17 protein-coding genes and 1 tRNA gene are annotated in these 24322 nt (G+C 50.7%); 8 read left to right on the top strand and 10 right to left on the bottom strand.

Going from position 1 to position 24322, the window contains the following annotated elements:
• Positions 1-249 precede the first annotated feature (249 nt).
• Genes EFB08_RS00005 through EFB08_RS00015 form a run of 3 tightly spaced genes read right to left on the bottom strand, consistent with a single transcriptional unit; the run spans position 250 to position 2331 of the window.
• Positions 250-1518, bottom strand: a complete 1269-nt coding sequence (locus EFB08_RS00005; protein WP_123124874.1) for an adenylosuccinate synthase — start codon at positions 1516-1518, stop codon at positions 250-252.
• Positions 1518-1865, bottom strand: a complete 348-nt coding sequence (locus EFB08_RS00010; protein WP_123124875.1) for an STAS domain-containing protein — start codon at positions 1863-1865, stop codon at positions 1518-1520. Before EFB08_RS00010 ends, EFB08_RS00005 begins: the two co-directional genes overlap by 1 nt.
• Positions 1855-2331, bottom strand: coding sequence for a Fur family transcriptional regulator (locus EFB08_RS00015; RefSeq protein ID WP_123124876.1), 477 nt, complete (start codon positions 2329-2331; stop codon positions 1855-1857). The genes EFB08_RS00010 and EFB08_RS00015 overlap by 11 nt, the downstream gene beginning before the upstream one ends.
• 464 nt (positions 2332-2795) lie before the next feature.
• Between EFB08_RS00015 and EFB08_RS00020 the strand changes: the two genes are divergently transcribed.
• Positions 2796-3656 (top strand): outer membrane protein, encoded by an 861-nt coding sequence (locus EFB08_RS00020; protein WP_123124877.1) that lies wholly within the window; start codon positions 2796-2798, stop codon positions 3654-3656.
• Between the two features lie 172 nt (positions 3657-3828).
• On the opposite strand, the gene EFB08_RS00025 is transcribed toward EFB08_RS00020, so the two are convergent.
• A complete protein-coding gene (locus tag EFB08_RS00025) occupies positions 3829-6033 on the bottom strand; it encodes a RelA/SpoT family protein (protein WP_123124878.1) in 2205 nt (734 codons plus the stop codon).
• Positions 6034-6183: 150 nt separating this feature from the next.
• Here EFB08_RS00025 and EFB08_RS00030 point away from each other — a divergent pair.
• The 4 genes from EFB08_RS00030 (at position 6184) to clpX (ending at position 10477) form a co-directional block, all read left to right on the top strand.
• Positions 6184-6265 (top strand) — tRNA-Leu (locus tag EFB08_RS00030).
• A gap of 76 nt (positions 6266-6341) precedes the next feature.
• Positions 6342-7670, top strand: coding sequence for a trigger factor (tig, locus tag EFB08_RS00035; protein ID WP_123124879.1), 1329 nt, complete (start codon positions 6342-6344; stop codon positions 7668-7670).
• A gap of 417 nt (positions 7671-8087) precedes the next feature.
• The gene (locus EFB08_RS00040) at positions 8088-8786 is read left to right on the top strand and encodes a ClpP family protease (protein ID WP_123124880.1); all 699 of its coding nucleotides are present in this window, start codon (positions 8088-8090) and stop codon (positions 8784-8786) included.
• Between the two features lie 461 nt (positions 8787-9247).
• Positions 9248-10477 (top strand): ATP-dependent Clp protease ATP-binding subunit ClpX, encoded by a 1230-nt coding sequence (clpX, locus tag EFB08_RS00045; protein WP_123124881.1) that lies wholly within the window; start codon positions 9248-9250, stop codon positions 10475-10477.
• A 100-nt stretch (positions 10478-10577) separates the two neighbouring features.
• Here the strand turns inward: clpX and lpxB are convergent, their stop codons facing one another.
• The 4 genes from lpxB to EFB08_RS00065 form a co-directional block, all read right to left on the bottom strand.
• Entirely contained in the window at positions 10578-11732 is a 1155-nt protein-coding gene (lpxB, locus tag EFB08_RS00050; RefSeq protein ID WP_123124882.1) for a lipid-A-disaccharide synthase, read from the bottom strand.
• A gap of 157 nt (positions 11733-11889) precedes the next feature.
• Positions 11890-12306, bottom strand: coding sequence for a 6-pyruvoyl trahydropterin synthase family protein (locus tag EFB08_RS00055; protein WP_062542252.1), 417 nt, complete (start codon positions 12304-12306; stop codon positions 11890-11892).
• A complete protein-coding gene (locus tag EFB08_RS00060; protein ID WP_449417059.1) occupies positions 12306-13241 on the bottom strand; it encodes a FecCD family ABC transporter permease in 936 nt (311 codons plus the stop codon). Before EFB08_RS00060 ends, EFB08_RS00055 begins: the two co-directional genes overlap by 1 nt.
• Before the next feature lie 68 nt (positions 13242-13309).
• On the bottom strand, positions 13310-14233 hold the full coding sequence (locus tag EFB08_RS00065) for a helical backbone metal receptor (RefSeq protein WP_227006147.1): 924 nt from the start codon (positions 14231-14233) through the stop codon (positions 13310-13312).
• Between the two features lie 276 nt (positions 14234-14509).
• Between EFB08_RS00065 and rfaD the strand changes: the two genes are divergently transcribed.
• From rfaD to EFB08_RS23295, 3 genes are all read left to right on the top strand, one after another.
• Positions 14510-15475 (top strand): ADP-glyceromanno-heptose 6-epimerase, encoded by a 966-nt coding sequence (gene rfaD, locus EFB08_RS00070; protein WP_123124883.1) that lies wholly within the window; start codon positions 14510-14512, stop codon positions 15473-15475.
• A gap of 184 nt (positions 15476-15659) precedes the next feature.
• Positions 15660-16505 carry an FRG domain-containing protein gene (locus EFB08_RS00075; protein WP_227006148.1) on the top strand — a complete coding sequence of 282 codons (846 nt, stop codon included), beginning with the start codon at positions 15660-15662 and terminating at the stop codon, positions 16503-16505.
• 182 nt (positions 16506-16687) lie between these two features.
• Complete coding sequence (locus EFB08_RS23295) at positions 16688-16936, top strand: putative signal transducing protein (protein WP_125077609.1); 249 nt, start codon at positions 16688-16690, stop codon at positions 16934-16936.
• Positions 16937-17012: 76 nt separating this feature from the next.
• Here EFB08_RS23295 and EFB08_RS00085 read toward each other — a convergent pair whose 3' ends face one another.
• Together EFB08_RS00085 and EFB08_RS00090 are read right to left on the bottom strand one after the other, a co-directional pair.
• Positions 17013-20567: a hypothetical protein gene (locus EFB08_RS00085; protein ID WP_123124885.1), complete on the bottom strand. Its 3555-nt coding sequence runs from the start codon at positions 20565-20567 to the stop codon at positions 17013-17015.
• Positions 20564-24259, bottom strand: coding sequence for a sensor histidine kinase (locus tag EFB08_RS00090; RefSeq protein WP_123124886.1), 3696 nt, complete (start codon positions 24257-24259; stop codon positions 20564-20566). Before EFB08_RS00090 ends, EFB08_RS00085 begins: the two co-directional genes overlap by 4 nt.
• Positions 24260-24322 lie beyond the last annotated feature (63 nt).

The following is a 24322-nucleotide window of genomic DNA, read 5'->3' on the forward strand; positions in this document are numbered from 1 at the left end:
TATTTTCTTGAGGGCTCCACTTTCAGGGGCGTCCCTGCCGGACACTGAGCGGTAACCACGGGAAGGCAGTTGAAGTTCCGGCATGGGAAGATTTTCTCTTCTGTCCAGTCCTGCCCCCTTTTGGCGAAAACGGGCGCCAAACCCCGGATTACAGGAAAGCCGGTCCAAACGAAGGAACCATATAAGGAAAGAGGCAGGGGGATTCATCCCCCTGCCTCTTTCCTTATATGGTATGGTCAAAGCTTTTACTTACTTGACCAAAGTGCTTTTTCTATCTGGCCCTACGCTTATGATGTTCACGCTTACCTCTAACTGCTCCTCCAAATAAGCCACGTACTCCAGAACTGCTTTAGGCAGCGCATTGTAGGATTCATAATTACGAAGTTCCTCTCCCCAGCCTTTCATGGTGATGTACACCGGCGTGAGTTCGGTTTTGTCTAAGTCATGCGGTACCTGATCGGTGATGGTACCGTCGGGAAGTTTGTAATGGGTGCAGACACTGATTTCATCGAACTCATCCAGAACATCGGCCTTCATCATGTTCAGTTGGGTTACACCGTTGAGCATGATGGCATACTTCAGGGTAGGAAGATCGATCCAGCCGCAACGACGAGGACGGCCTGTAGTGGAACCAAACTCTCTTCCGGCCTGACGGATTCTCTCCCCTACTTCGTCATGAAGCTCGGTAGGGAAAGGTCCGCTTCCTACGCGGGTACAGTATGCTTTGAAAATCCCGTATACTTCCCCAATGTGGCGAGGGGCAATCCCCAGACCAGTGCAGGCACCAGCTACCAACGTATTAGAGGAAGTCACGAATGGGTAAGTCCCGAAGTCAATGTCCAGGAGTGATCCCTGGGCTCCCTCGGCCAGGATTTTTTTACCGTCTTTAAGCGCCTGGTTGATCATGTACTCAGAATCAACCAGCGTGAAGGTTCTCAGGAAGTCAATAGCACTGAAGAACTTCTGCTCCAGTTCTTCTATTTCAAGGCTCTTTTGGTAAAAAGAGGCTATTTTCTGGTGCTTGGCTACCGTAGCCTGATAACGCTCCTGGAAATCGGGCTGAAGGATGTCGCCTACGCGCAAACCACTGCGGCCGATTTTATCCTGGTAAGCAGGACCAATTCCTTTTTGAGTAGAACCAATCTTGGAGGTACCTAAAGCCTCTTCAGAGATTCTGTCTAAGCTTTTGTGCGAAGGCAAAATCAACTGGGCTTTTTTGGAGATGAAGAGGTTGCGGGAAGCATCAACGCCCCGGGCGGTCAATTTCTCTACCTCGGTGCGGAACACGATAGGGTCCAGCACTACGCCGTTCCCGATGATGTTGGTGATGTGCTCATGGAAAATCCCCGAAGGTATCTGATGCAGCACGTGTTTGGTGCCTTCAAACTCAAGCGTGTGACCGGCATTGGGGCCACCCTGGAAACGGGCTACCACATCATACTGCGGAGCAAGGACGTCTACGATCTTCCCTTTTCCTTCATCGCCCCATTGGAGGCCTACTAAAATGTCAACTGGCATTAAACTGATTCTTTAAGGAGCTGAACGGCACTGGAATCATCTTCGGCAATGGTGAAAATGGCGTTCAGTTTGGTGATGATTAATAACTTACGAATTTGTTCTGAGGGATTGATGAGGATAAGCTCGCCGCCTCTGTTTCTGAACTTGGTCAGGAGAGAAACCAACACGCCTATACCGGTGCTGTTGATAAACCGAACATTGGAGAGGTCTACCGCTGACAGCAGCATAGACTCATCTATGGTATTATTGGCCAGGTCCATGAGACGCTGCGTCTCGGGTCCTCCTATCATGTCGCCCTCTAACCTAATGATGAGAATGTTGTTCTCCAGGGTGTGGTCAATTTTCATGGAAAGGTGCGTTTAGTTTAGCCTGGCAGTCGCCACAGATGCCGTACAAGTTTAAGGAGTGGTGCAGAATATTGAAGTTCAGCAACTCTCCTACCATGGTCTGAATGTTATGCACCCGAGGGTCACAGAACTCCACCACCTTATGGCACTCGGTACAGATCACATGGTCATGCTGGCGGCGCCCGTACGATTTCTCATACTGGGCCAGGTTGCGCCCAAACTGGTGTTTACTCACCAGATCGTTTTCTACCAGTAGGTCCAGGGTATTGTATACGGTGGCCCTGCTCACCTGGTAGTTCTTGTTTTTCATGCTGATGTACAGCGACTCCACATCAAAATGACCAGAGCGGGAATATATTTCTTCTAAGATAGCATAACGCTCAGGAGTTTTCCGGAGCCTTTTGCTTTCTAAGTAGGCGGTGAAAATCTTCTTCACCTCCAGGAATTTCGCTTCATCTAGTGCCATACGCCTTCTTCTGCTACAAACTTAACAGGTTTTAGGTGGGAATGCTAAAAACAGCCCCAAAAAGGAAATCCAGAAAAACTAATGCCGGTAGCTTTTTCCTAAGGCCTGCCGGCCTTTCGCCTCCTCAACAAAGGAAAGGGCCTCCAACTTCTTTTATTGCCTTTTCCTTTAAGCCTAACTTTCCCTTTTCTGTTTACAGCCTTGTTTCAGGAAACCACCCGAAAAACGGGTAACCCGAATTCCGCTCTTTTTCCCTTTCCGTTTCGGGACCTGTTTAGCCCATTTCATCCCCTGAAATAACGGGTTCATCCAGAACAATCAAATTTTAAAACGCAAAGGTAGGGGTAACCTCTCTTCACCGTGTCTAAAGAAGCAGAACACCAAATAAGAATTGTGACGAAAGGCCTTTCAAACATTCTCATAACTAGTCAAGACATTTTTAACCCTTCAGAAAAATTATCATTATGAAAAAGTTAACCTTTTTGCATGGCATGCGCACGCTTACATTAACAGGCCTGGTATGTTTAGCTTCTTTAGCGGCTTCGGCGCAGACCAAAACAAAAACGTCTACTACCGCTTCCAGTGCGCAAACCAAAGCGAAAACGGCAACAGCCACTTCCCCTCAGGCGAAAGCCAAAACAACTACTACGGCTTCTGCTTCCTCTAAACCGAAAACGTATACTGCGGCCTCTACCCAGAGAAAACCCGCCACCACTGCTACTGCGGCTCCAAAGAAAGCCCCAGCCAAGACAATAGCCGCTGCTACCCCCGCCCAACCCGTTGAGACAGCCGTTGCCGAGCCGGTGGCCGCTCCTGAAGTAAGCACAGCCAAAGCTCAAAGAAGCGTTTCCGGCTTTACCGGCGGCAGCAACGTAATCAGTTTTGGGATAGGCTTAGTAAACAACCTGGATTACCCCAAGGGTGGCAGTACCCTCATGCCCTTAACGGTTTCTTATGAGAGAGGCTTGAATGTGGCCGCCGGACCGGGAACCATTGGCGTAGGGGGTGTTTTCTCTTACTCACACTATAAGTGGGGAGAAGGCGATTACAAATGGACCGTAATGTATTTCGCGGCTAAAGGAGCCTATCACATTGACTTGGCCAAAAACGAGAAACTGGACACGTACGCTGGCTTAACCCTAGGCTACGCCAGAACCAAAGTAAACTGGGATGATTATTACTACGGTGATGCCTCAGAAGGGGAAGTAAAAGTTGGAGTACTGGCTGGTGCCCGTTATTTCTTCACCGACAACGTAGGAGCTAACCTGGAACTGGAGACCGGCCCTATGTCTCATATCACCATCGGTTTAAGCTATAAATTCTAAAAACGGCCCAAAGCCTTTTCATCCTTCGGGATAAGTAGTTTAAGGACTGATTTTGTAAAAACAGGCCCAAAACAGAAAGCCTGACCTTGAATTCCTCCTCCTATTACACGTATATATAAACAGAGAAGCCCACCTGATGAGGTGGGCTTCTCTGTTTATATATAGAGCAGACTCACGAGTCGAAGCGGTCAACGCTTAAGACGCCGTTTACTTTCAGCAGCTTCTGGATGAGTTTCTCCAGTTGGGCAGTGTCGTTTACGAAAATCATCAGTCGGCCTTCAAACACGCCGTCGTGCGAGTCAATGGTGATGGAACGCATGTTCACCTTCAGGGAGTTGGAAATGACCTTGGTCACATCATTCACCAGACCTACCCTATCGGTTCCCTTAAGGGTGATCCCTGCCAGAAAGGAAAGCTCCTGCTGGCCGGTCCACTTGGCCTTCACAATGCGGTGCCCGTAGTTTGACATCAGCTCCACGGCTTTGGGGCAAGTAGTCCGGTGGATGGTAATGCCGTGGTCTACCGTCTGGAAACCGAACACATCATCACCCGGGATTGGGTTGCAACAGTTGGCCAGTTCGTAATCAATTTTATCAGTGCCACCGCCAATGACCAGCAACTGTGAGTTAATGCCCCTGATTTTCTCCACTTCTTTGTCAAAGGTTGAACCCATGAGCAAAGACGCGGGCTGATACTTCTCGCTCTGCGGATTGAAGATGTATTCCTTGATCTCCTTCAGATCGATCAGGTTCACGGCCACTCTATAATAGAAGTCCTGCAGCGAGGAAGCGTTGAAGTAAGCCGCCAGTCGGTTCAGGTTGCCAGCCGATGGTTCAATAGACAGTAATTCCAAACGGTCAATTACCTGCTCTTTTCCTTCTTCGGCTTTGCTTTTGCGTTCTTCGCGCAAAAACTCTTTTATCTTGGAACGGGCTTTGGAAGTGGTCACGAATTTAAGCCACTCGCCGGTAGGTTTCTGCTTCTGAGAGGTTAGAATCTCAACCTGGTCTCCGTTGTGCAATCTATAGCTGAGGGGCACCAGTTTCTGGTTTACCTTGGCGCCCAGGCTTTGATACCCGATGTGCGTGTGAATCTCGAAAGCGAAGTCCAGAGCGGTAGCACGGTCAGGCAAGATGATCAACTCGCCTTTTGGCGTAAAGACAAACACTTCTTCCACGAACAGGTTGGTTCGGAACTCGTCCAGGAACTCGATGGCATTGGTGTTGTTTACGTCCAGCATGTCGCGCACTTTGTTGATCCAATTGTCAAGGCCAGACTCTGCAGGTGCATTGCTTCCGGTTTTGTATTTCCAGTGGGCCGCGTACCCGCGCTCCGCGATGTCGTCCATGCGTTTGGTCCTGATCTGCACCTCTACCCATTGGCCGGTCTTGCTCATTACGGTGGTGTGCAGCGCCTCGTAGCCGTTGGCCTTAGGCGTACTGATCCAGTCGCGCAGGCGGTCTGGGTTGGGCTGATAGAAGTCGGTCACAATGGAATAAACCCGCCAGCAGACCGGCTTTTCCTGCTCATAGGGCACATCCAGAATGATCCGGATGGCGAACAGGTCATAGATTTCCTCGAAGGTAACGTTCTGCTTCTTCATCTTCTTGAGGATGGAGTAAATGGACTTGGGACGTCCCTTTACCTCAAAATTCGTGAAGCCCTGGCGTCGCAACTCTTCCTCCACGGGGCCAATGAAATCACCAATGAACTTGTTCCGGGCGGCTTTGGTCTGCCGGATCTTGTTCGAGATGAATTTGTAGGTCTCGGTATCTGTGTACTTCAGGTGCAGGTCTTCTAACTCAGACTTTATGGCATACAAACCCAGCCTATGCGCCAAGGGGGCATATAAGTACATGGTCTCAGAGGCAATCTTTAGCTGCTTGTCGCGGGCCATGCTGCCTAACGTGCGCATGTTGTGCAAACGGTCGGCCAGTTTTATCAGGATCACGCGAACATCGTCTGAGAGCGTGAGTAGCATTTTCCTAAAGTTCTCGGCCTGCTGAGAGGTGCCGTATTCAAATACCCCCGATATTTTGGTCAGGCCTTCGATGATCTTGGCCACACTGGGCCCAAAGTCCCGTTCAATGTCAGCGATCTCCAGGTCGGTGTCTTCCACTACGTCGTGGAGCAGGGCCGCCACAATGGAGGTTGTTCCCAGGCCAATCTCCTCTACCGCAATCTGGGCCACCGCTAAAGGGTGCAGAATATAAGGCTCGCCGGACTTGCGGCGCATATCTTTGTGGGCCTCCAACGAGGTGTTAAAGGCTTTCTTTATAATCTTGGCGTCGTTGTCTTTCAGGAAAGGCTTGGCATGGCGCAGCAACTTTCTGTAATGGCGCAGGATTTCTTTCCGTTCTGCTTCGTGATCAATCATCTGGGTAGGTACATCAAAATCCGTGGTCTGGCAAGCGCCTTTACGTTTTTGACCTGTTTTTATAAATTTCTACAAAAAAAACGAAAGAGAGTTGCATAAACAAAAAGAAGTTTGCTACATTTGCAGCACCAAATACAAAAACACATTGATGCGGATGTGGCGAAATTGGTAGACGCACTAGACTTAGGATCTAGCGCTGCGAGGCATGGGGGTTCGAGTCCCTCCATCCGCACAAAACAAACCCTCAATCCCAACCGGGGTTGGGGGTTTTTTCAATTTATCCGTAGCACAATTAAAATCTGATAGCTTTGAATATCACCCTCAATCAAACCGATGGCCAGAATGCCAGCCTAAAAGTTAGCCTGCAAGAGGCCGACTACGCCGCCCGTGTAGACGAGCAAATCAAAGAATACAGCAAGAAAGCCAACATCAAAGGCTTCCGTCCTGGTAAGGTTCCGGCTGGGTTGATCCGTAAGATGTACGGCAAAGGCATCCTGGTGGAGTCTATCAACCAGTTGCTGCACGAGTCGGTGAACAACTACATCAAAGAAAACAAACTGCGCATCTTGGGCGAACCGCTTCCAGAGCGTCAGGACGAGAACGCCATTGACTGGGATACCCAGAAAGAGTTTGAGTTCAGCTACGCCGTGGGTCTGTTGCCAGAGTTTGAACTGCCTTTGAACGAGATGTCTGTGCAGAAATATGACATCGAGGTGGACCAAACCACCGTTGACGAAGCCTACGAGCAGATGCAGCGCCAGTTCGGTCAAACCACTAACCCAGAGGTTTCTGAGGCCAACGATTACCTATACGGTGACCTGAAGCAAGTAGAAGGCGAGTTTGAAACCAAAACCCTGCTTCCTATCAACAAGGTTGTAGCTGGTATTGAAACGTTTGTTGGCGTGAAGCCAAGTGACACCATCACCTTTGACATCCGCGAAGCGTTTGGCGATGATGCCGCTTTGGCACACGTAACCGGCCTGAGCAAAGAAGTAACCAAAGACCTGAACGGCCAATTCACGTTCACGGTAGAAAAAATCAACCGCACCGAGCCAGCCGAGATGAACCAGGAGTTCTTCGATAAGATCTTCGGACAAGGCAACGTGACCACGCAGGAAGAATTTGACGCCAAAGTACGCGAGGTGATCAAAGAGAACTATGACCGTGAGGCCGTAAACGTGCTGGACCGCGATGTGATTGACCAACTGGTGGAGAAATCTTCCATTGAGATCCCGCAGGAGTTCTTCAAACGCTGGTTAGCCGTGACCAACGAAGGAAAAATCACTACTGAGCAGATTGATGAGTTCTACGATCAGTATGTGAAGGAGCTGAAATGGTCTATGATCCGCAACAAAGTGGTGGAAGAGAATGACATCAAAGTTGCCAACGAAGATGTGGTGAACAGTGCTCGTCAGAAAATGATGGCCCAGTTCAACATGCCAGAGGTGCCAGAAGAAATGGAAGACACGTTCAACAACTTCCTGGACAACCACCTGAAGCAAAACAACGGCCGTAACTTCGTGAATGAGTACGAGGCCCTGGTTGCTGAGAGAGTACTGGAGTTTGTGAAAGAGAAAATCACTATCACTGAAAACACCGTGACTGCTGAAGAATTCCGTAACAAAGTGGGTGCTTAAGCAGTATCATCCCATAGAAACAAAAAAGTCCTTACAACATTGTAAGGACTTTTTTGTTTCTATGGGTATCTGAAAAAGGATTTTAGTTAGCCTGATTTTCTGACAGGCGCTGAAAACTGGTTCAGAAACACAGATAAAGCGGTGATTAAAAGGAATACCTTTATCTTGACCCGTGATACGCATCACGTGCAACTTTAAAGACGGAACGCACTGGCCCTCCTGGGGCAAGAATTCTGAGAAGTAGAGAGAACGCCTCCTGCCCCGTCTCCGGCCATAATGGCAGTAAAACTCCATTATCCGTTTTTGGCCTGATTTTAGAAAAACAAACCCAGAAACCAGCAGACCTTCTCTGCCCTTCTGGTTATTCTTGTAACCAACGCGTTTCTTTTTAAGTTAAGGCATCTAAACAGAACCCTTATGTACACGAAAGACGAATTCAGAAAATTTGCCGTGCAAGGCCTAGGCATGAGTGGCCTTGGCGTTGACCAATACCTCACCCACATTGAAAGCAAAACGAACATGCACCCCACCAGCATGACGCGTTCTGTGATTGAGGAAAGACCTACCAACTTCCGGGAGATTGACGTATTCTCCCGCCTGATGGTAGACCGTATCATTTTCCTGGGCACCCAGGTAGATGATTATATCGCCAACATCATTACCGCCCAGTTGCTGTTCCTGGAAAGCGTGGACTCCAAAAAAGACATCTTGTTGTACATCAACAGCCCAGGCGGCTCAGTGTACGCGGGTCTTGGTATCTATGACACCATGCAGTACGTGCAGCCAGACGTGGCCACCATCTGTACCGGTTTGGCAGCCTCCATGGGGGCGGTGTTGCTTTGCGGCGGCGCCAAAGACAAGCGCTCTGCCCTGCCCCACGCCCGTGTCATGATTCACCAGCCAATGGGTGGTACCCAAGGCCAGGCCTCAGACATTGAGATTACTGCCCGTGAGATCCTGAAGCTGAAAAAAGAGCTTTACGAAATCATCTCCAGCCACAGCGGCAAGCCGATTGAAGAAGTAGACAAAGACAGCGACCGTGACTACTGGATGATTGCCCAGGAAGCCAAAGAATATGGCTTGATTGACGAGGTGTTAACCCGTCACAAAGCCTAAAAAAGACCTAGTTCTGCATAAAAAAGACCCGCTGTTTAGTGGGTCTTTTTTGTTTTATCGGTGTTTTTCTCCAACCAGTTTAGGTCTAATATGAAAGAAAAACACCCACTAGCAACTTGTTTTCCTTGAACAGACATTACTCAGAATTTCAGTTGGTTTTAGGTGTGATTTCCGGAAAACAAGAGTAAAACAGAATGCCTTCCTTGGGCTTCTGAAAATTTTTCAGGAAAGAATTTAAGGTGGATTGATGGGCTGCGTTCTTCCGTATACAATACAGTATGTTCTGCTTCAATCAGATACAAAATAGGCTATATTTTATAATTCCCTCGCTTCCAATCACTTCAGAGAGGGTGTTGGTAACCTTGTGTAAAAATATTTTGGCGTAGTGCCTAACCAATTTTGTAACTTTGTCGTACCCGGCCCACCTTAGGACCGGAAAAGTACACTCCACTCCCGGTTTTATGGCAGAAATAACGTGCTCCTTTTGCGGCAAGAATAAGAAAGAGGTGTCTGTAATGATCTCAGGCATCAACGCGCATATCTGTGAGCGTTGCATTGGTCAAGCCCAGCAGATTCTAAATGAGGAGAACCGGTTGCGTGCCACCAACCGTGCGCCTAAATTCAACCTGATCAAGCCAAGGGAAATGAAAACCTACCTTGACCAGTTTGTGGTAGGGCAGGACGAAGCCAAAAAAGTAATGTCTGTGGCGGTGTACAACCACTACAAGCGTTTGATGCAAAAGCCGAAGACCGATGACGTAGTGATTGAGAAATCCAACATCATCATGGTAGGCGAAACCGGTACCGGAAAAACGTTCCTGGCCCGCATGCTGGCCGGAGTGTTGCAAGTTCCGTTTTGTATCGCTGATGCCACCGTCCTCACTGAGGCCGGTTACGTGGGCGAAGACGTGGAAAGCATCTTGACCCGCCTCCTGCAAGCCGCCGACTACAACGTAGAGGCAGCCGAGCGCGGCATCGTGTATATTGACGAGATTGACAAAATTGCGCGCAAAAGCGACAACCCTTCCATCACCCGTGATGTAAGCGGTGAAGGTGTGCAGCAGGCATTATTGAAATTATTGGAAGGTACTTCTGTAAACGTGCCACCACAGGGAGGCCGTAAGCACCCAGAGCAGAAGATGATCTCCGTGAACACCGAGAACATTCTCTTCATCTGCGGAGGCGCGTTTGTAGGCATCGATCGCCTCATCAAGAGCCGCCTGAATACCAAACCCATCGGGTTCTCTTCTACCAATCTGGAGGAGAAAATGGACACTGAGAACTTCCTGCGCTACATCACCTCGCAAGACCTGAAATCCTTCGGCTTAATACCAGAGTTGATTGGTCGTCTGCCAGTAGTGACGCACCTGAACCCGCTGGACAAAGAAACCCTCCGCCTGATCCTGACTGAGCCGAAGAACTCCCTGGTGAAACAGTACAAGCGCCTGTTCGAGATGGAGAACATCAACCTGGAGTTTGCCGAGGACACTTTGGAGTACATCGTGGAGAAAGCTTCTGAGTATAAATTAGGCGCCCGCGGCTTGCGCTCCATCTGCGAAGGCATCATGACCGACGCTATGTTTGACCTGCCCTCAGAAGAGCAGGAAGGCAGCAGCGACCTGATCATCACGCTGGACTACGCCCGTGAGAAATTCGAGAAATCAGCGGTGAAGAAATTGAAAGTAGCGTAAAAGCTTTCTGGATTACTGCTTAAAGAGAAGGCCTCCCCTACAAAGTAAGGGAGGCCTTCTCTTTTTATTATGCTTTAAAGCTGTTTTCAAGAAAAGAGCCTTAAAGCACCGACTTTAATGTCTTGGTAGTATCTGGGGTGGTTTTCCCTTCTTTCAGGTACTGAACCATCAGTTTGGCAGCGGTCTGGGAGGTGTTGAAATCCCCAATCAGTTCCTGCACGCGCTTGTAGCCGTCCAACTGCGCCGCACGCCCTTTTGGGTTCTGCAGAATGTTCTTCAGTTCTTTCACTAGGTTCTGGGCGTTCATATCGCCTTGAATCAGTTCAGGTACTACTTTACGTCCGGCAATGAGATTTACCAGGGAAATATACGGCACTTTGATCACGGCGCGGCCAATCCAGTAAGAAACAGCGCTGGTACGGTAGCAAACCACCTGCGGTACGCTGAACATAGCGGTTTCCAAAGTGGCGGTGCCGGAAGTTACCAGAGCAGCCTCGGCATTGGCCAGGATGTCATAGGTCTGGTCGTAGACGATTTTGATGAAGGGCTCCCGGTTGAAGTGCTCGTAATATTCCCTATCAAAGTTGCTTACCGCGGCTACAACAAACTGGTAATCCTGAAAGGGGGGCAAAATGCTGAGCATGATATAGAGGATGTTCTCTATCTCTTGCTGGCGGCTGCCGGGCAAAACCGCAATGATGGGGCGGTCATCCAGGTTGTTGTCTTTCCGGAAGTTGGGGTTTATCTGGTGCGCAGCCACGGCATCAGACACCGGGTTACCCACATAATCGGTTTTGTAATCGAACTTCTGGTAGAAATCCTTCTCAAAGGGCATGATGACAAACATCTTGTCTACCAACTTTTTGATGGTGTGTACGCGCCCCTGGTTCCAAGCCCAGATCTTCGGGGAAATGTAGTAGAAGACTTTGAGGCCGTGTTCTTTCGCGAACTTAGCAATGCGCATGTTGAACCCAGCGTAATCTACCAGAATGACCACATCTGGCTGAAAAGCCAACAGATCGTCCTGGCACTCTTTGAGAAAACGCTTGATCTTGAAGAGGTTTTTGGCGGCTTCCAGAAAGCCCATAAAGGCCATTTCCTGGTAGTGCTTCACCAACTCGGCGCCGGCGGCTTCCATCATGTCCCCGCCCCAGCACCTGATGTGGGCCTGCGGATCTTGCTCATGCAGTTGCTTGATCAGGTTGGAGGCGTGCAAGTCTCCAGAGCGTTCTCCGGCGATTATGTAATACTTCATTGATTGGGTTCTGAACAGGAACAGGGCTTTGACAATGAAAAGCCGATACCAACACCTCACACAATGTTTGTGCCAGAACGTTTAGAATCAACTTATATTGCTTGTACAGATAAATTATCTCGCCTTGTCTTCTTCTTAAGTAGTTTGGAGGTACTCTCTATTCGCCAAAATATTCCACAAAGTTACGGGGAGTCTCATATAGCTTCAGGCTATGCAGTTGTGCACCAGATATACGAGGAATCAGGGGGTTTAGGATGTTCCAAAATTCCATCACCAGGTTCTCAGTGCTGGCCAGTTTGCCTTCCATGAACGCCACGTCCATGTTGAGGTTTTTGTGGTCTACCTTTTTGATGATGTGCTCCCTGATGAGAGTGCTCAGTTTCTTTAAATCGATCACGAACCCAGTGTCTGGGTCTGGTTTTCCCTTCACCGTCACGATCAGTTCATAGTTATGCCCATGCCAGTTGGTATTTGCGCAGGGCCCAAAAACTTCCTTATTCTTTGCCAGCGACCAATTGGGGTTATGCAGCTTGTGCGCCGCATTGAAATGCTCTAATCTGCTTACGTATACCATTAACTGAATCGGTAATTCTTTCTTCGCAGCAAATATACGAAGAAAGGCACACCAAAGAAGGAAGTTACGATCCCAACTGGCATACCGGCGGGCGGATAAATCCATCTGGAAATCAAATCACAGGCCACCAGAAACAACCCTCCGGCCAGAGCACAGGCAATCAAGTTGAATCGGTTGGTGGTTCCCAGCAAGGCGCGCGTGAGGTGCGGTACCATGAGGCCCACAAAGCCTACCGGCCCCGAGAACGCCACCGCAAAACCCGTCACCACTGAAACCGTCACCAGCATGATCCACCGGATCAACCGGACATCTACGCCCAGGGTCTCGGCGCGTTCTGCGCCTAGCAGCAATACGCTCAGGTGCCGTTGCAAAAAGAAAAACAGGACTAAACCACCAGCCAGCGCCACTGCGGGATAACCAAGGTTTGCCCAATCTGCCTTCTCAAACCCGCCCATGCTCCAGAACACCACCGACTTCAGCTGGCTTTCTGAATCTGAGAGGAACATAATCAAACTCACCAAGGCGGTAAGCAGAGAACTCAGGGCCACCCCTACCAGCAGCATCTGGCTTGGGATCAACTGCCCGCGGCGGGATCCTAGTAAAACGACCACGAGCGTTACGGCAAAAGAACCCACTAGTGCAAAGAACGGCGGCAGGTACAATCCCATTAAGCTCAGGTCGGTGAGCAGGAAAAAACTGAACGATGCTCCCAGCGAAGCCCCTGAGGCGGTACCTAGCAGATAAGGATCGGCGAGGGCGTTGTTTACCAGGGCTTGCATGAGATACCCTGAGAAAGCCAAGGAAGCGCCGGTGAGAAACGCTAGTAACAGGCGAGGAAGACGTAAGTGCACGATGCTGTAATGCGCAGCGTTTTGAGCATCATATTCAAAAAGGGCCTCCAAAACAGTGACGTAAGAAGTTGGCAGACTTCCCACCTTCAGGCCCAGAAAAAAACCGGCAACTAGTAGTACTAGCAGAAGAAACAGAACAAGAGCCGCTTTTCTCACCGTAGCACCGCTTTTAACTCTGCAATTCCTTCCACCACGCGCGGGCTGGGCCTGGACATGAGATCATCTGTAACCTCATAGATGCGCTTTGTCTGGTACGCCTTGATGCGACGCAGTTCAGGGTACAAGGAGAAAAAGGTCTTCTCCATCTTTTCGAAATCGCCGCCGATGATCACATCTGGGTTCAGTTGCAGGATGTATTCGCGGGTGAGGGCTGGATAAGGCTGAGCAAAAACTTCGGTGAGGGCGTTCTGACCGCCGGCGTACCGCAGTTTGTCGGTGAAGAGGGTGTTGCGGCCGAACACGTAGATGGGGTCTCGCCAGGTGATAGCCAGTACCCGGGGGCGGCTCTCGCGGGCAGTGTCAATGGCCAGTTGGTTAAGTCTAGCCTGTAAGGAATCTGCCACAGCGGTGGCTTTTGCTTCGCGCTTCAGCAGAAAACCCAAGGTTCTGATGCCCCGGAGAATATCAGCCACACTGTCATAGGCCTGGAAATACATCGGGATGCCCATTTTCTGCACCTGCGCGGCCACTTCCATGGAGATAATGCCTTCGGTGGCAAACACCACATCAGGTTTCAGGGAAAGCAGGCGCTCATAGTCCATGGGGTAATTGTTGACCACGGGTTTGGAAAGCGCAGCGGCGGGGAAATCACAGTTCTGGGTACGGCCAACGATAGCAGCGGTATCGGCGACGGCAAACAGCATTTCGGTCATTGACGGGGCCAGAGCCATGATCCGGCGCGGCTGAACGGGAAGTTTCACCTTGCGGCCAAGGTCATCGGTGACGGTATGGAAACTGGGGGTCACCGTGGTTGCCGGCTTTTTAGACTCACAGGCACTTAAAGCGAGCAGACACAAAAAGCCTAGCACCCATCCCCGAAGGGAAGAAACAGAACGAGAGAAACCTGTTAAAGCCACAGAAGGAAACTTTACCGTTGAAAAACGGCCAAAGATACAGCATTTGCCCGAACCCTCTCTGCCTCCCTCCTTCCAGCCGTTTTAAGCAGATTATTAAAAAATAAGAGTAAAACGGCTAAGGACATTCAAACGAAGGCTCTGTTTTAAGGCCGATTTAGGTAAACCAAGTCTAAAGCGGAATCACGGCTGCCTCCTCGGGCTGGGTCAGAGGGGAAATCGTTCGAGCAAAACTTTCGTACTTTTGGGTAGCTTTGCACTGAACCTAACTTTATTTCCATGATTGTAGTCACCGGAGCAGCCGGATTTATCGCCAGTTGCCTTGTTTCCCGTCTCAATGCTGCCAATTTCAATGACATAGTGGTAGTTGACAACTTTTCGGTGGCTAAAAAGCTGCCTAACGTTGAGGGGAAAAGAATAAAGGAGTTTGTAGACCGCCATGATTTCTTCACCTGGCTAGACAAGAATTACGAAGATGTGGAGTTCATTTTCCATTTGGGAGCCCGCACGGACACCACCGAGACCAACCTGGAGGTACTCAATCTTTTGAACCTGGACTACTCCAAAAAAATGTGGAACGCCTGCTGCGAGTACCAAATTCCATTGGTGTACGCTTCCTCGGCGGCCACGTACGGCTCCGGCACCCTAGGCTACGACGACGACGAGTCCATTCTCTCGTTGCTGCGTCCGCTGAATGCCTATGGTGAATCTAAAAACGATTTCGATATCTGGGCGCTGGAGCAAACCGCCAAACCTTTCTTCTGGGCGGGGCTCAAGTTCTTCAACGTGTACGGGCCTAATGAATACCACAAAGGCAGAATGGCCTCGGTGGTGATGCACGCCTTCAATTCCATCAAAGACACCGGCCGCCTGACTTTGTTCCGCTCGCACAACCCAGACTACGAAGACGGCAAGCAGATGCGTGATTTCGTGTATGTGAAAGACGTGGTGGACGTGATGTTCTGGCTTATGAACCACCGCAAGAACTCGGGTATCTACAACCTGGGTAGCGGCGAGGCCCGCACCTTCCTTGATCTGGCCTTCAACACCTTCACTGCCATGGGCGCAGACATCAACATTGATTTCAAAGACACTCCCGAGGACATCCGGGACAAATACCAGTACTACACCCAGGCCAACATGGCCAAACTCCGGGGCATAGGGTATTCCCAACCCTTCCATACCTTAGAAGCCGGCATACAGGATTACGTGCAGAACTATCTTATATCTGGTACTTATTATTAAGCAAAACAGAAGAGCAGGCCTAAAGCCTGCTCTTCTGTTTTAGGGTTGTTTTTGTGAAAAGGCCTTTAAAGCCCATGATGGCTTAGGTGAAATAAACCCTACCTGAACAACTTGCAGGCCCATTTTCGTATTAATACCAATACTTTTGAATTAACCCGTAATCTGTTTTAGCCCCAGAACTCCTATGGCCTACTCCATCGTAGAAAACGACATGAGTGAAGAAGCTCCATCTGATGCTTTGGCAATGCCAAATGACCTACGAATCCAGACCTGGGAAGAACTGCAGCGTGAACTTTTCCGGGATTCCTGGGATGATAAACTGAACCGGTACCGCTCGCCGTACGTGTTCAGGGGGTTATGGAACAAAAGCTACAACCTCAAGACCAGCCTCATGCGCATTGGCGGAGACTATCCTAAACTGGAGCCTCACCTGCTCCGGAACTTCCGGAAATACTCCCGAGGATCCATGGAGGTAGGCGAGTCTTTCTGGAACTGGCTGGCCGTGGCCCAGCACCACGGACTGCCCACCCGCCTCATGGACTGGACCTATTCTCCGTACGTAGCGCTGCATTTTGCCACCTCAGACCTCAATAACTTCCACGAAGACGGCGTGATCTGGTGTGTGAACTACGTCAAATCCACTGAGCATCTCCCTGAGAAACTGCAAAAGGTCATCCGGCAGGAAGGCTCCAACGTATTCACCCCCGAGGTCCTGGAACCCATCGCTACTTCCCTTAACAGCCTGGGCGAATTCCAGGAAAAACCGTTTGTGCTGTTCATGGAGCCCCCTTCCCTAGACGAACGCATTGTGCACCAGTACGCGCTTTTCTCCATGATGTCCACCCCAGATGCTCTCCTCTGCGATTGGCTCCTGGAACACCCTGATCTGTATTACCGCTTAATAATTCCAGCAAAACTGAAATGGGAGATCAGGGACAAGTTGGACCAGGCTAACATTACCGAACGGGTCCTTTTCCCAGGATTGAGCGGCATCAGCGCATGGCTCAGACGGCATTATACCACCACCTAATTCTGATGGATTAATGGAGAGAATGAGAGAATGAATGATTGAGTGAATTAGAGAATGAGGCTGGGTTATTCAGGGTGTTTTCTGGAAAACAGGCTGAAAACCAGATAACCGTAAAAAGTATAACATTCAGCGGAAAGGCTTATCTTCCATGCGGTCTTTCTCTCTCCTTTTTGTACCAAGCTATGCGTGACAACTTCAAACCAAAACCGGTCATTGTTTTTTCTGGAAGTGCCATGGAGGCAAACGTGGTGAAAAGCATGCTGGAGAACGCCGGTATCCAGGCCTTTCTGAAAGACCAGCATATAGGCTCTATTGCTCCCTGGCAAGTGTCTGCCGGTGGAGGCGGCGCCGTAAAGGTGATTGTCTCTTCTTTAGACCAGCCGGAAGCCGAGGAGATCATTTCCCGCTACGAAAGAAACGAAAATCAGTAGCCTTTGCAGATCAGCCCACTCCCCCTCTCCTTTTCAGCCTGTTTTCTAAAAAGAACGCCTAAACCGTTCCTAACTTTTAAAACAACACCGATACCTGCATGCGCCCCGTGTGAATGGTTCTGATGCCTTGTGGCTTTCGGCCATCGTAGTCAAAGGTGATGTTAAGGCCACTGCTGAGGCGCTGCTGCAAGGCCAGGTTCCAGGTGAGGTTGTTGCCAGCCCTGAAGCCGTTGAGCATTTCATAGGCCACCGGCGAGGTATCTAGCCCTGAGTAGTTGATTTTGATGTATTTCACAATCCCCGTGACCGTCCGTTTGCCTACTTGGCTCAAGCGCGTTTCGGTGCCCAATTCATGGAACTGCGCCTCTTCCTGAGCTCCTTGTTCATTCACCTTGTTCATCCACTGGTAGGTGCCGGTAAACCGGATTATTTGGTTGGGTTGGTACGAGAGTTCGGGCATGGCTTCCCAGGAACGGATCAGAAAATTCTTGGTGCTAAGGTAATTGGAGGCGCTTTCCCGTTTGGAGCGGGTTAGGTTTAACTGGCTCGAAAACACCTCCGTCAGGTTCACCCGCACCAACACCTGTTGGCTTGTATTGTTCCGGACATCGGTACCGTTGGTTAGGAGCGTTTTCTGCAGGCCCTGCTGGAAAGTCCATTCAACGCCGTATTTTGGGTTGCTCCGGTTGAAATACAGGGTATTCCGGTAAGACCGCGTGAGCGAAAGCAAACTGGAATCAGCGAAGTTTAGGCTGAAGGGGTTGAAGCGGCTGCGCAGGTTGTCATCGGTGGTGCGTTTGTCAATGGTCACGAAAGACAGCGCCGAGAACTTAGCGGCAATCCGCTTCAGGCGGGTTTCAGAATTCTGCCAGGCCCGGGGCAGGCTGCTGTTCAGCCGGTAGGTGAAATTATTGGTGTAGGCAATCACGTACTCATCCGTGGGGATGAACAGCTTAATGAAGTTGCGGCGGTACGGCGGGTCTGACGGCTGCGACTCAAAGAACTCGTTCAGATCCTGGCGTCCATCTCGGTTCAGGTCCTCAAAGAAGTGGGTGCCCTGCCCCGGAATGGTTTCCACAAACTGGTACTGCCGTTTCAACTCACGGCCAGTGCCAATAGCGTACGTCATCTCAGAGCGCAGGTGTCGGTCAAGGAAATCACCGGTCCAGTCAATTTTGGAAAGTACGGTGGTTTCCCGCAGACTATCCAGCGCCTGTAGGTTACGCAGCGTGATCAATGCGGTGATTTGATGGTTTTTCTTGATGACGGTGCTGGTGCTGAAGTTGAAAGTGTTGGCGATCTGTTTATTGCCCAATTCTCCGTTTTCGGGCCTGAAATCTACGCGGCGGCTGTACTCCACGCGGTACTTGAACGCAGCCGTATCGCGGCTTTCTACATAGAAGAGGTGGTCATCAAAGTAATTGGCGGAGCCCAGCAACGCTTCGTTGAGTTTGGAGATAATCCGGTTTTTATCGAAGCGGTACACGTAGCCCGGTGTGAAGAACTTGGTGGGGTACTGCACGCCAATCTCGCCACGCACCCAGTTAGAGGTACTTTCGGCCTGTTGGTTTTTAAGCATAAACAGATTCCCGCGCAGTTCCAGCCCTTTTACTTTCTGGGTCATCTCCAGGTAATGCTGCGTTCCGTCTACCTCTGTGGGCCGGAACCGCCGGCTGATGCGGTAATTGATGAAATGCAGCGCATCTTTCACCCCTCCTACCGAGAACGTGAAGATGTGGTCCTCAATGCGGGTTTGGCGGGCCAAGGTGGTATTGGTAGGGCTGCTCCAGTCACGGTCAAATTCCACGTCACGGTAGCGGTCAATGGGTGTGAAGTTGGGGTCGGTGTACTCGTAGGTCATGGCGCTCCGCAGTTTGTAGTCGCCCAGGAACTTCACGTTACGGTCATTCACCTGATATCCCACCCTGATTCCCTTTCCCTGGTCATCGCCGGAATCAAGGTTGGAGTAACGATTCAGGTCATTCTTGGAGCCCGCCACTTCCAGGAACACATTACTCTTTTCGTCCAGAGACCAGATGCCGCCCAAGGTCATCATTTGTTTCTGGATGGGCGTAGGCAAAATCCGGATGGCCTCGTAGCGGCCCTGCGGCACACCGTTCACCGGCTCCACCCACTGGAAGACACGCCCGTTCACGGTGGTGTTCTGCAGTATGTAGTTCCCGCCGGTAGCTACCTCGGTGAAACTTACCGCATAGAAAGCCCGGGTTGAATCAGTGGAGTACTCGAAAATATTGTAGGTGCCGGTAGCAGTGACAGTATCTTTCTTCAGGTAAAGCACCTGGTTACGGTCAAAGCGCACAGAATCTCCGCTGGGCGTAGCCGCCAGGTCCTGCCGGTCGCCAATCTGGGAGAGCAGGCGTTTTTCGTCGGTGCTCAGGTTCAGGGTAAGCGGGTTGTTGGGGTTATCGGCTTCGTTGTAGAAGTTGCCGTACACGTTGAACTTGCCCATTTTCTGGTAATGACTGGCATGCACCACGCTACGGGTGTAGTTCAGGTCTGAATATTCAAAATCGACGCGAATACGCGAATTCCGGGTGATGATCCATTTGGGCGTAAAGGTGACCTCGGCCTGGTTGTAGTCAATGACATAGTCGTAGTCAAAGCCCCGCTGCAACAGTTTACCGTCTAGGTATACCCGTTCTGAGTTGGCCAGCACAATGATAAAGCGCTCACCGTTGGGTCCCCGCAACCGGTAAGGCCCCTGCACACTCTCTATGGGCGTGATGTTCTCCGAGGCGAATTTTCCCTTGGCCACCGATGCTGCCACCGAGGTAGCACTCTCCCAGCCCGGTTTGCCCCGGTTGATTTCCAACGCGCCGCCCTGCACGTTTTTGTAGAACCGCAGAAAGTGCGACGTAGGCCGGTTCCGGAGCACCACATCTCCGCCGGTCAAAGTCCAAAGCCGATGCTGTAGGGTGATGAAGACGCGGTCGAACTCCTGTAGTTGCTGCGTGTTCCCCTCGGGTTGAAACGGGATGTTCTGGTCAGTGATGGAAGCGGTGATGTTGATCTCATCGGTCAGTTTTCCTTCCAACTGCAGGTTCAGGGCCGAGTTCACAAATACGTTTTGGGTGTTTCCTACCGAAACTCCCCTGGAAATGCTGCCCGTTTTGTTCAGGCCCGGGGTTTTGAATAGCTCCTCGCGGGGAGCAGGTTGGTTAATGACATAGGACCGTTCAAACGAAGTGGAATCCCATTTTCTAATATCGCGCTTGAAACTGGGCGAAGCCACGTTCAGGGGCAGCACGCGGTAACACACCAGCACCGAATCTGTTTTTGGGGCATTTTCAGGAAAACGGGCGAAAAACGCCCCGGAAGAATCACGCGCCAGACTGTCGGGCCGAACCGCTGGAGTTGGGGCTGCCTCCGTCTCCCCAATGAACAGGAACAAGTTGCTCACAGGGTCATAATGAAACCCCAGCGGGCTCCGGAGTTGCCGACGGTCCAGAATCTCGATGGTGTTTTCGGCAATAGTCAGGGAATCCAGCGTGAAAGCGCCCGGCCGCAGCTGTACCCATTTGCAACGGCGGTTAGACAGCTCCTGGGCTTGGGTTTGGCCTGCCCATAAAAAAGCCGAAACGAAAAGGAATATGACGCCCCAGCACCTCATGAGGGCACCACCGGCAGTTTCAGGAAGAAGGTGGTTCCTTCGTTCTCCATCGTCTCAAACCAAATAGAACCGCCAATGGCCTCTACGCCTTTCTTCACCACGGCCAAGCCAATGCCTGAGCCCGAGTATTTGGTACTAAAATTCGGGATGAAGATTTTGGGCTGCACTTCTTCGGGAATGCCTGAGCCATTGTCCTGTATCGCTACCAAAGCCCATTGCGCACTCACCAGTTCCAAGGTCACGTTGATCTCCGGAGTCTTAGACGCCGGAACGGCTTGCAAAGCATTCAACAACAGGTTATTGAAGATCCGGATGAGTTGGTTTTCATCGGCGCGCACTTGCACAGGTGCCTCGGGCAGGACTACCTCTATCCGATGCTGCTGGGGGTTCAGGTGTAAATCGGTGGCTCTCCGGATCAATCCGTTCAACTCCAGAATCTCTAATTTCAAATCAGGCATGGCCGTGAAATTGGAGAACGACGTGGCGATATCGCTTAGTACATCAATCTGGGTGATCATGGTGTTGGAGATCTTCTCGATGAGTTCGTCCAGGTTGCCGCGGCCGTCCTGCTTGGCTTTGCGCAGGTACTGCAGCGAAAGCTTCATGGGCGTAAGCGGATTCTTGATCTCGTGGGCTACCTGCCGGGCCATTTCTTTCCAGGCGGCTTCTTTCTCCCGTAAGGTCAGTTCTTGCTTGCTCTCCTCTAGCTTCTGCAGCATCTGGTTGTACTCATGCACCAGCAAGCCAATCTCATCGCGGGACTGATACACCAGTTTTTCGTTGTTTCCCGTGAGTGAGGTTCGTTTCAGGCGTTCGGTCAACAGTTGCAGAGGCACGGTCAAGGCGCGGGTAGCCATGTAACTCAGAAACACGAACAGCAGGAACAACACCGAGAAGATATTCAAGATGGTGGTGATCAGCTGAATCAATTTGGAGTTCAGTTCCTTTTCTGAATCGAAGAACGGAATGGCCAGGTACCCCTCAGGGCTGGCATTTGGGCTGTTGCGCAAAGGCACGTAAATGGAACTGTAAGGCAGCGAACCGGCTTTTTCCTCTAACAAAACCCGGTTCAGGCCTTGCTCCTTCAGCACCTCAAACGCCTGTGGGTTAAGCCGGGTAGAGAGAACGCCAGCCTCAAACAGGGCCGGCTGGCTGGACAAGCGCAACTCCCCTGCAGCATTGTAGATGTTAAGTTCGGCCTGGGCCACCATCGCCAACCGGTTGATGCGACGCTCCAGAGAATCTGCCCGGCCTTTGAACAGGTTATTTCCCCAGTTGCTGGTTAAGATGCTTTGCCGTACAAAATCGCCCTGATCGGTGTAGCCCCTGATGAGGTCCTGCCGGTACGAGTTGGTCACTAGGCTCCCGATGGTAATACTCACCAGCACCAAAGGCACCAGCACCCCCAAATTCAGGAAAAGCTGGATCTTGGTTCCGAAGGTAGACATGATGGCTTCCACCAATTGCCCCCGATACAACATCACCAGCAACAGCAAAGAAAACAGCGAGAAGGTATGCAGCAGAAACAGGAACGAGAAATTAGACAGCCACGAACGGGCACCATACGCGGGCGTACTCACCAAGGCCACCGTTCCATTATTAGCCCGGGCGCCTAAGTGGTGGTAATCGGCGATGGCCAGGCCCTGAGTATACAACTGCGGGATGTTAAAGAGATTGGGCGAGAAATTTTGGCTGTATTCAAAGTAGCCTTCGGTCTTGAGCCAGCGGTTTCTCTTCCAGAGCGCATAACTGCTGGAGGGCAAATTGCTTTCCTGCGAACTTTTGCGTTCAACGAGCAACTCGGGAAGCACACTGTTAGGCGCCGTGATCTTAGGACTTACCTCTAGCACCACCGTTGCCCATTGCTCAAACTCAACCGGCACTTTTATCTCCTGCAAATACGTAAACCTACCCGGATCTGCTTCAGAACCCACCAAAAGTTGTCCTTTCTGGTTCGTGCCTCGGGAGATAGGTGCCCATTTTTGGGCATAGGCTTCCAAGTTAGAGAGGCTATCCAGATCATTAAAACTCTCGCCGGTGAAGTCAAACATGCGCACCGTCACGGCGTAGTTTTCAGTGATGGCACGCAAATGATGCCGGCGGATTTTCTGCTCCACTATGGTCAGTTTTCCCCAGGGAGCATTGAACACGTGCTGGATCAAAGGATCTCGGCTGATGTCCTGGGCTGCTTGCGCCAACAAGTACTCGGTTAAATCATCACGGTCTTTGAGCAACTGCGAAGCCAGCCGTTGTTTGTCGGCCCGGAGTTGTACCGCGTAAAGGTCGTACAAGGCTGCCGCACCTAAGCTAGCGCTTAGGATATTCAGCATGAAAATACTGGAGTAGATACCGGCCCTCTGACCTAGTTTTCGGTGTAACTGCTCCCACCCTACCAGGGCCGCACCGGCGAATAGAACTACCCAATTGCCGCTAGGGGCATCGCGCCAAAACGCCCAGCCTAGAGCCAGTACCAGAACGGTCATCCAGGCGTAGGCAAAGGGCAAACTTCCGTGCGCAGTAAACGGAAAGGCACCCAGCAGAAGCCGCAGAATCCAGCTCAACGCCAGCGTATGCAGAATCATGACCAGGTACAAGAGCAGCTTCTCTACCCCTATCTGAATGTTCTGGGTGATGTCAAGGTTGGGTTGGGAGTTGACAAAAAGGCTTCGGTAGGTTTCGTACCAACTGATGATGAGGACCGTAATGATTACCCCAATGGCAATACAGCTCCATAGCTGTTTTTGGGTTGATTTATGGAAAACAGCCCTAAAAGAGAAATGCCTTGCGAAGCGATACACCAGCAACGTCATGATCAAAAAGCAAACCTCATTCAGGAGTAAATCACCTAGAGAGGGAGACCACCAGGAAGCGGCGTACACCCGCGGGCCAAATAGCTCCACCTCCTGCACATTGTTGGGGAACCGTGTCAGCAGCATGACTAACCGCAGCAGCAGCAAACCCAGAAGAATGGTCCACAAAGCTGTCGCTTCCCGTCCTTCGCTCCTTAATCTCTGATACAGGGAAATCAAGCCCAGAATGGCGGTAAATAAAGATAATAGGTAAAGGGCCAGCGTGAATGAACCGGCGTGCAGCCATTGTCCGGGTTCCAGTACCTGCAACGAGAAAAGATAATTGCCTTGCGCATCAGCGATGGGAATAGCCCGTCCTCCCCGCTCCAGTTGAAGAGTGGCTACATGGTCTTCGAAGATCTGGGGGTTTAAGCCGCTCCGCAGATAGGCATTATTGATTCCATACCTGACTTCCAGGGGAACCACCGCCAGTGCGGTGTACTCCCGGTGGAACTTCTGCCTTACCACGATAAACCGCCCGAACCGATTTTCCACTACCTGCTGGTTCTTGCTCAGGTTTCTGGGGTCTAACTCAGGCCGCAGCGAATGCTCAGACCAAAAAATCAGTTTGTCCTGTTTGTAGACGAAAAGGGGGATATTGGTTTTGGGCAGGTTTCTGGAAAAGACCGCTGAATCAGGGGGAATGGTTTGGGCAACTTCGGCTATTTCCTGACGGGCCTGCTGCAAGAGTCCATGGAGCCGAACCTGCACTTCTTCTACCATTTGCTTCTCGGGGGCTTCCAACAAATCGCGCTGCACACTCACCTGTAAAAAAGCCGCAACTCCCCCAAAGAAAAGGGATACTAAAAAGAAAAGTAACGGGAGGGTATACCTGAACTTCAACTCAGTTTTTTTACGAATTTAGCTTAATACGCGCAAAAATCCCGCCAGTAAGCCGAAAAGTAA

The sequence above is a fragment of the Rufibacter latericius genome, from assembly GCF_003721515.1.
GTDB classification, from domain to species: domain Bacteria; phylum Bacteroidota; class Bacteroidia; order Cytophagales; family Hymenobacteraceae; genus Nibribacter; species Nibribacter latericius.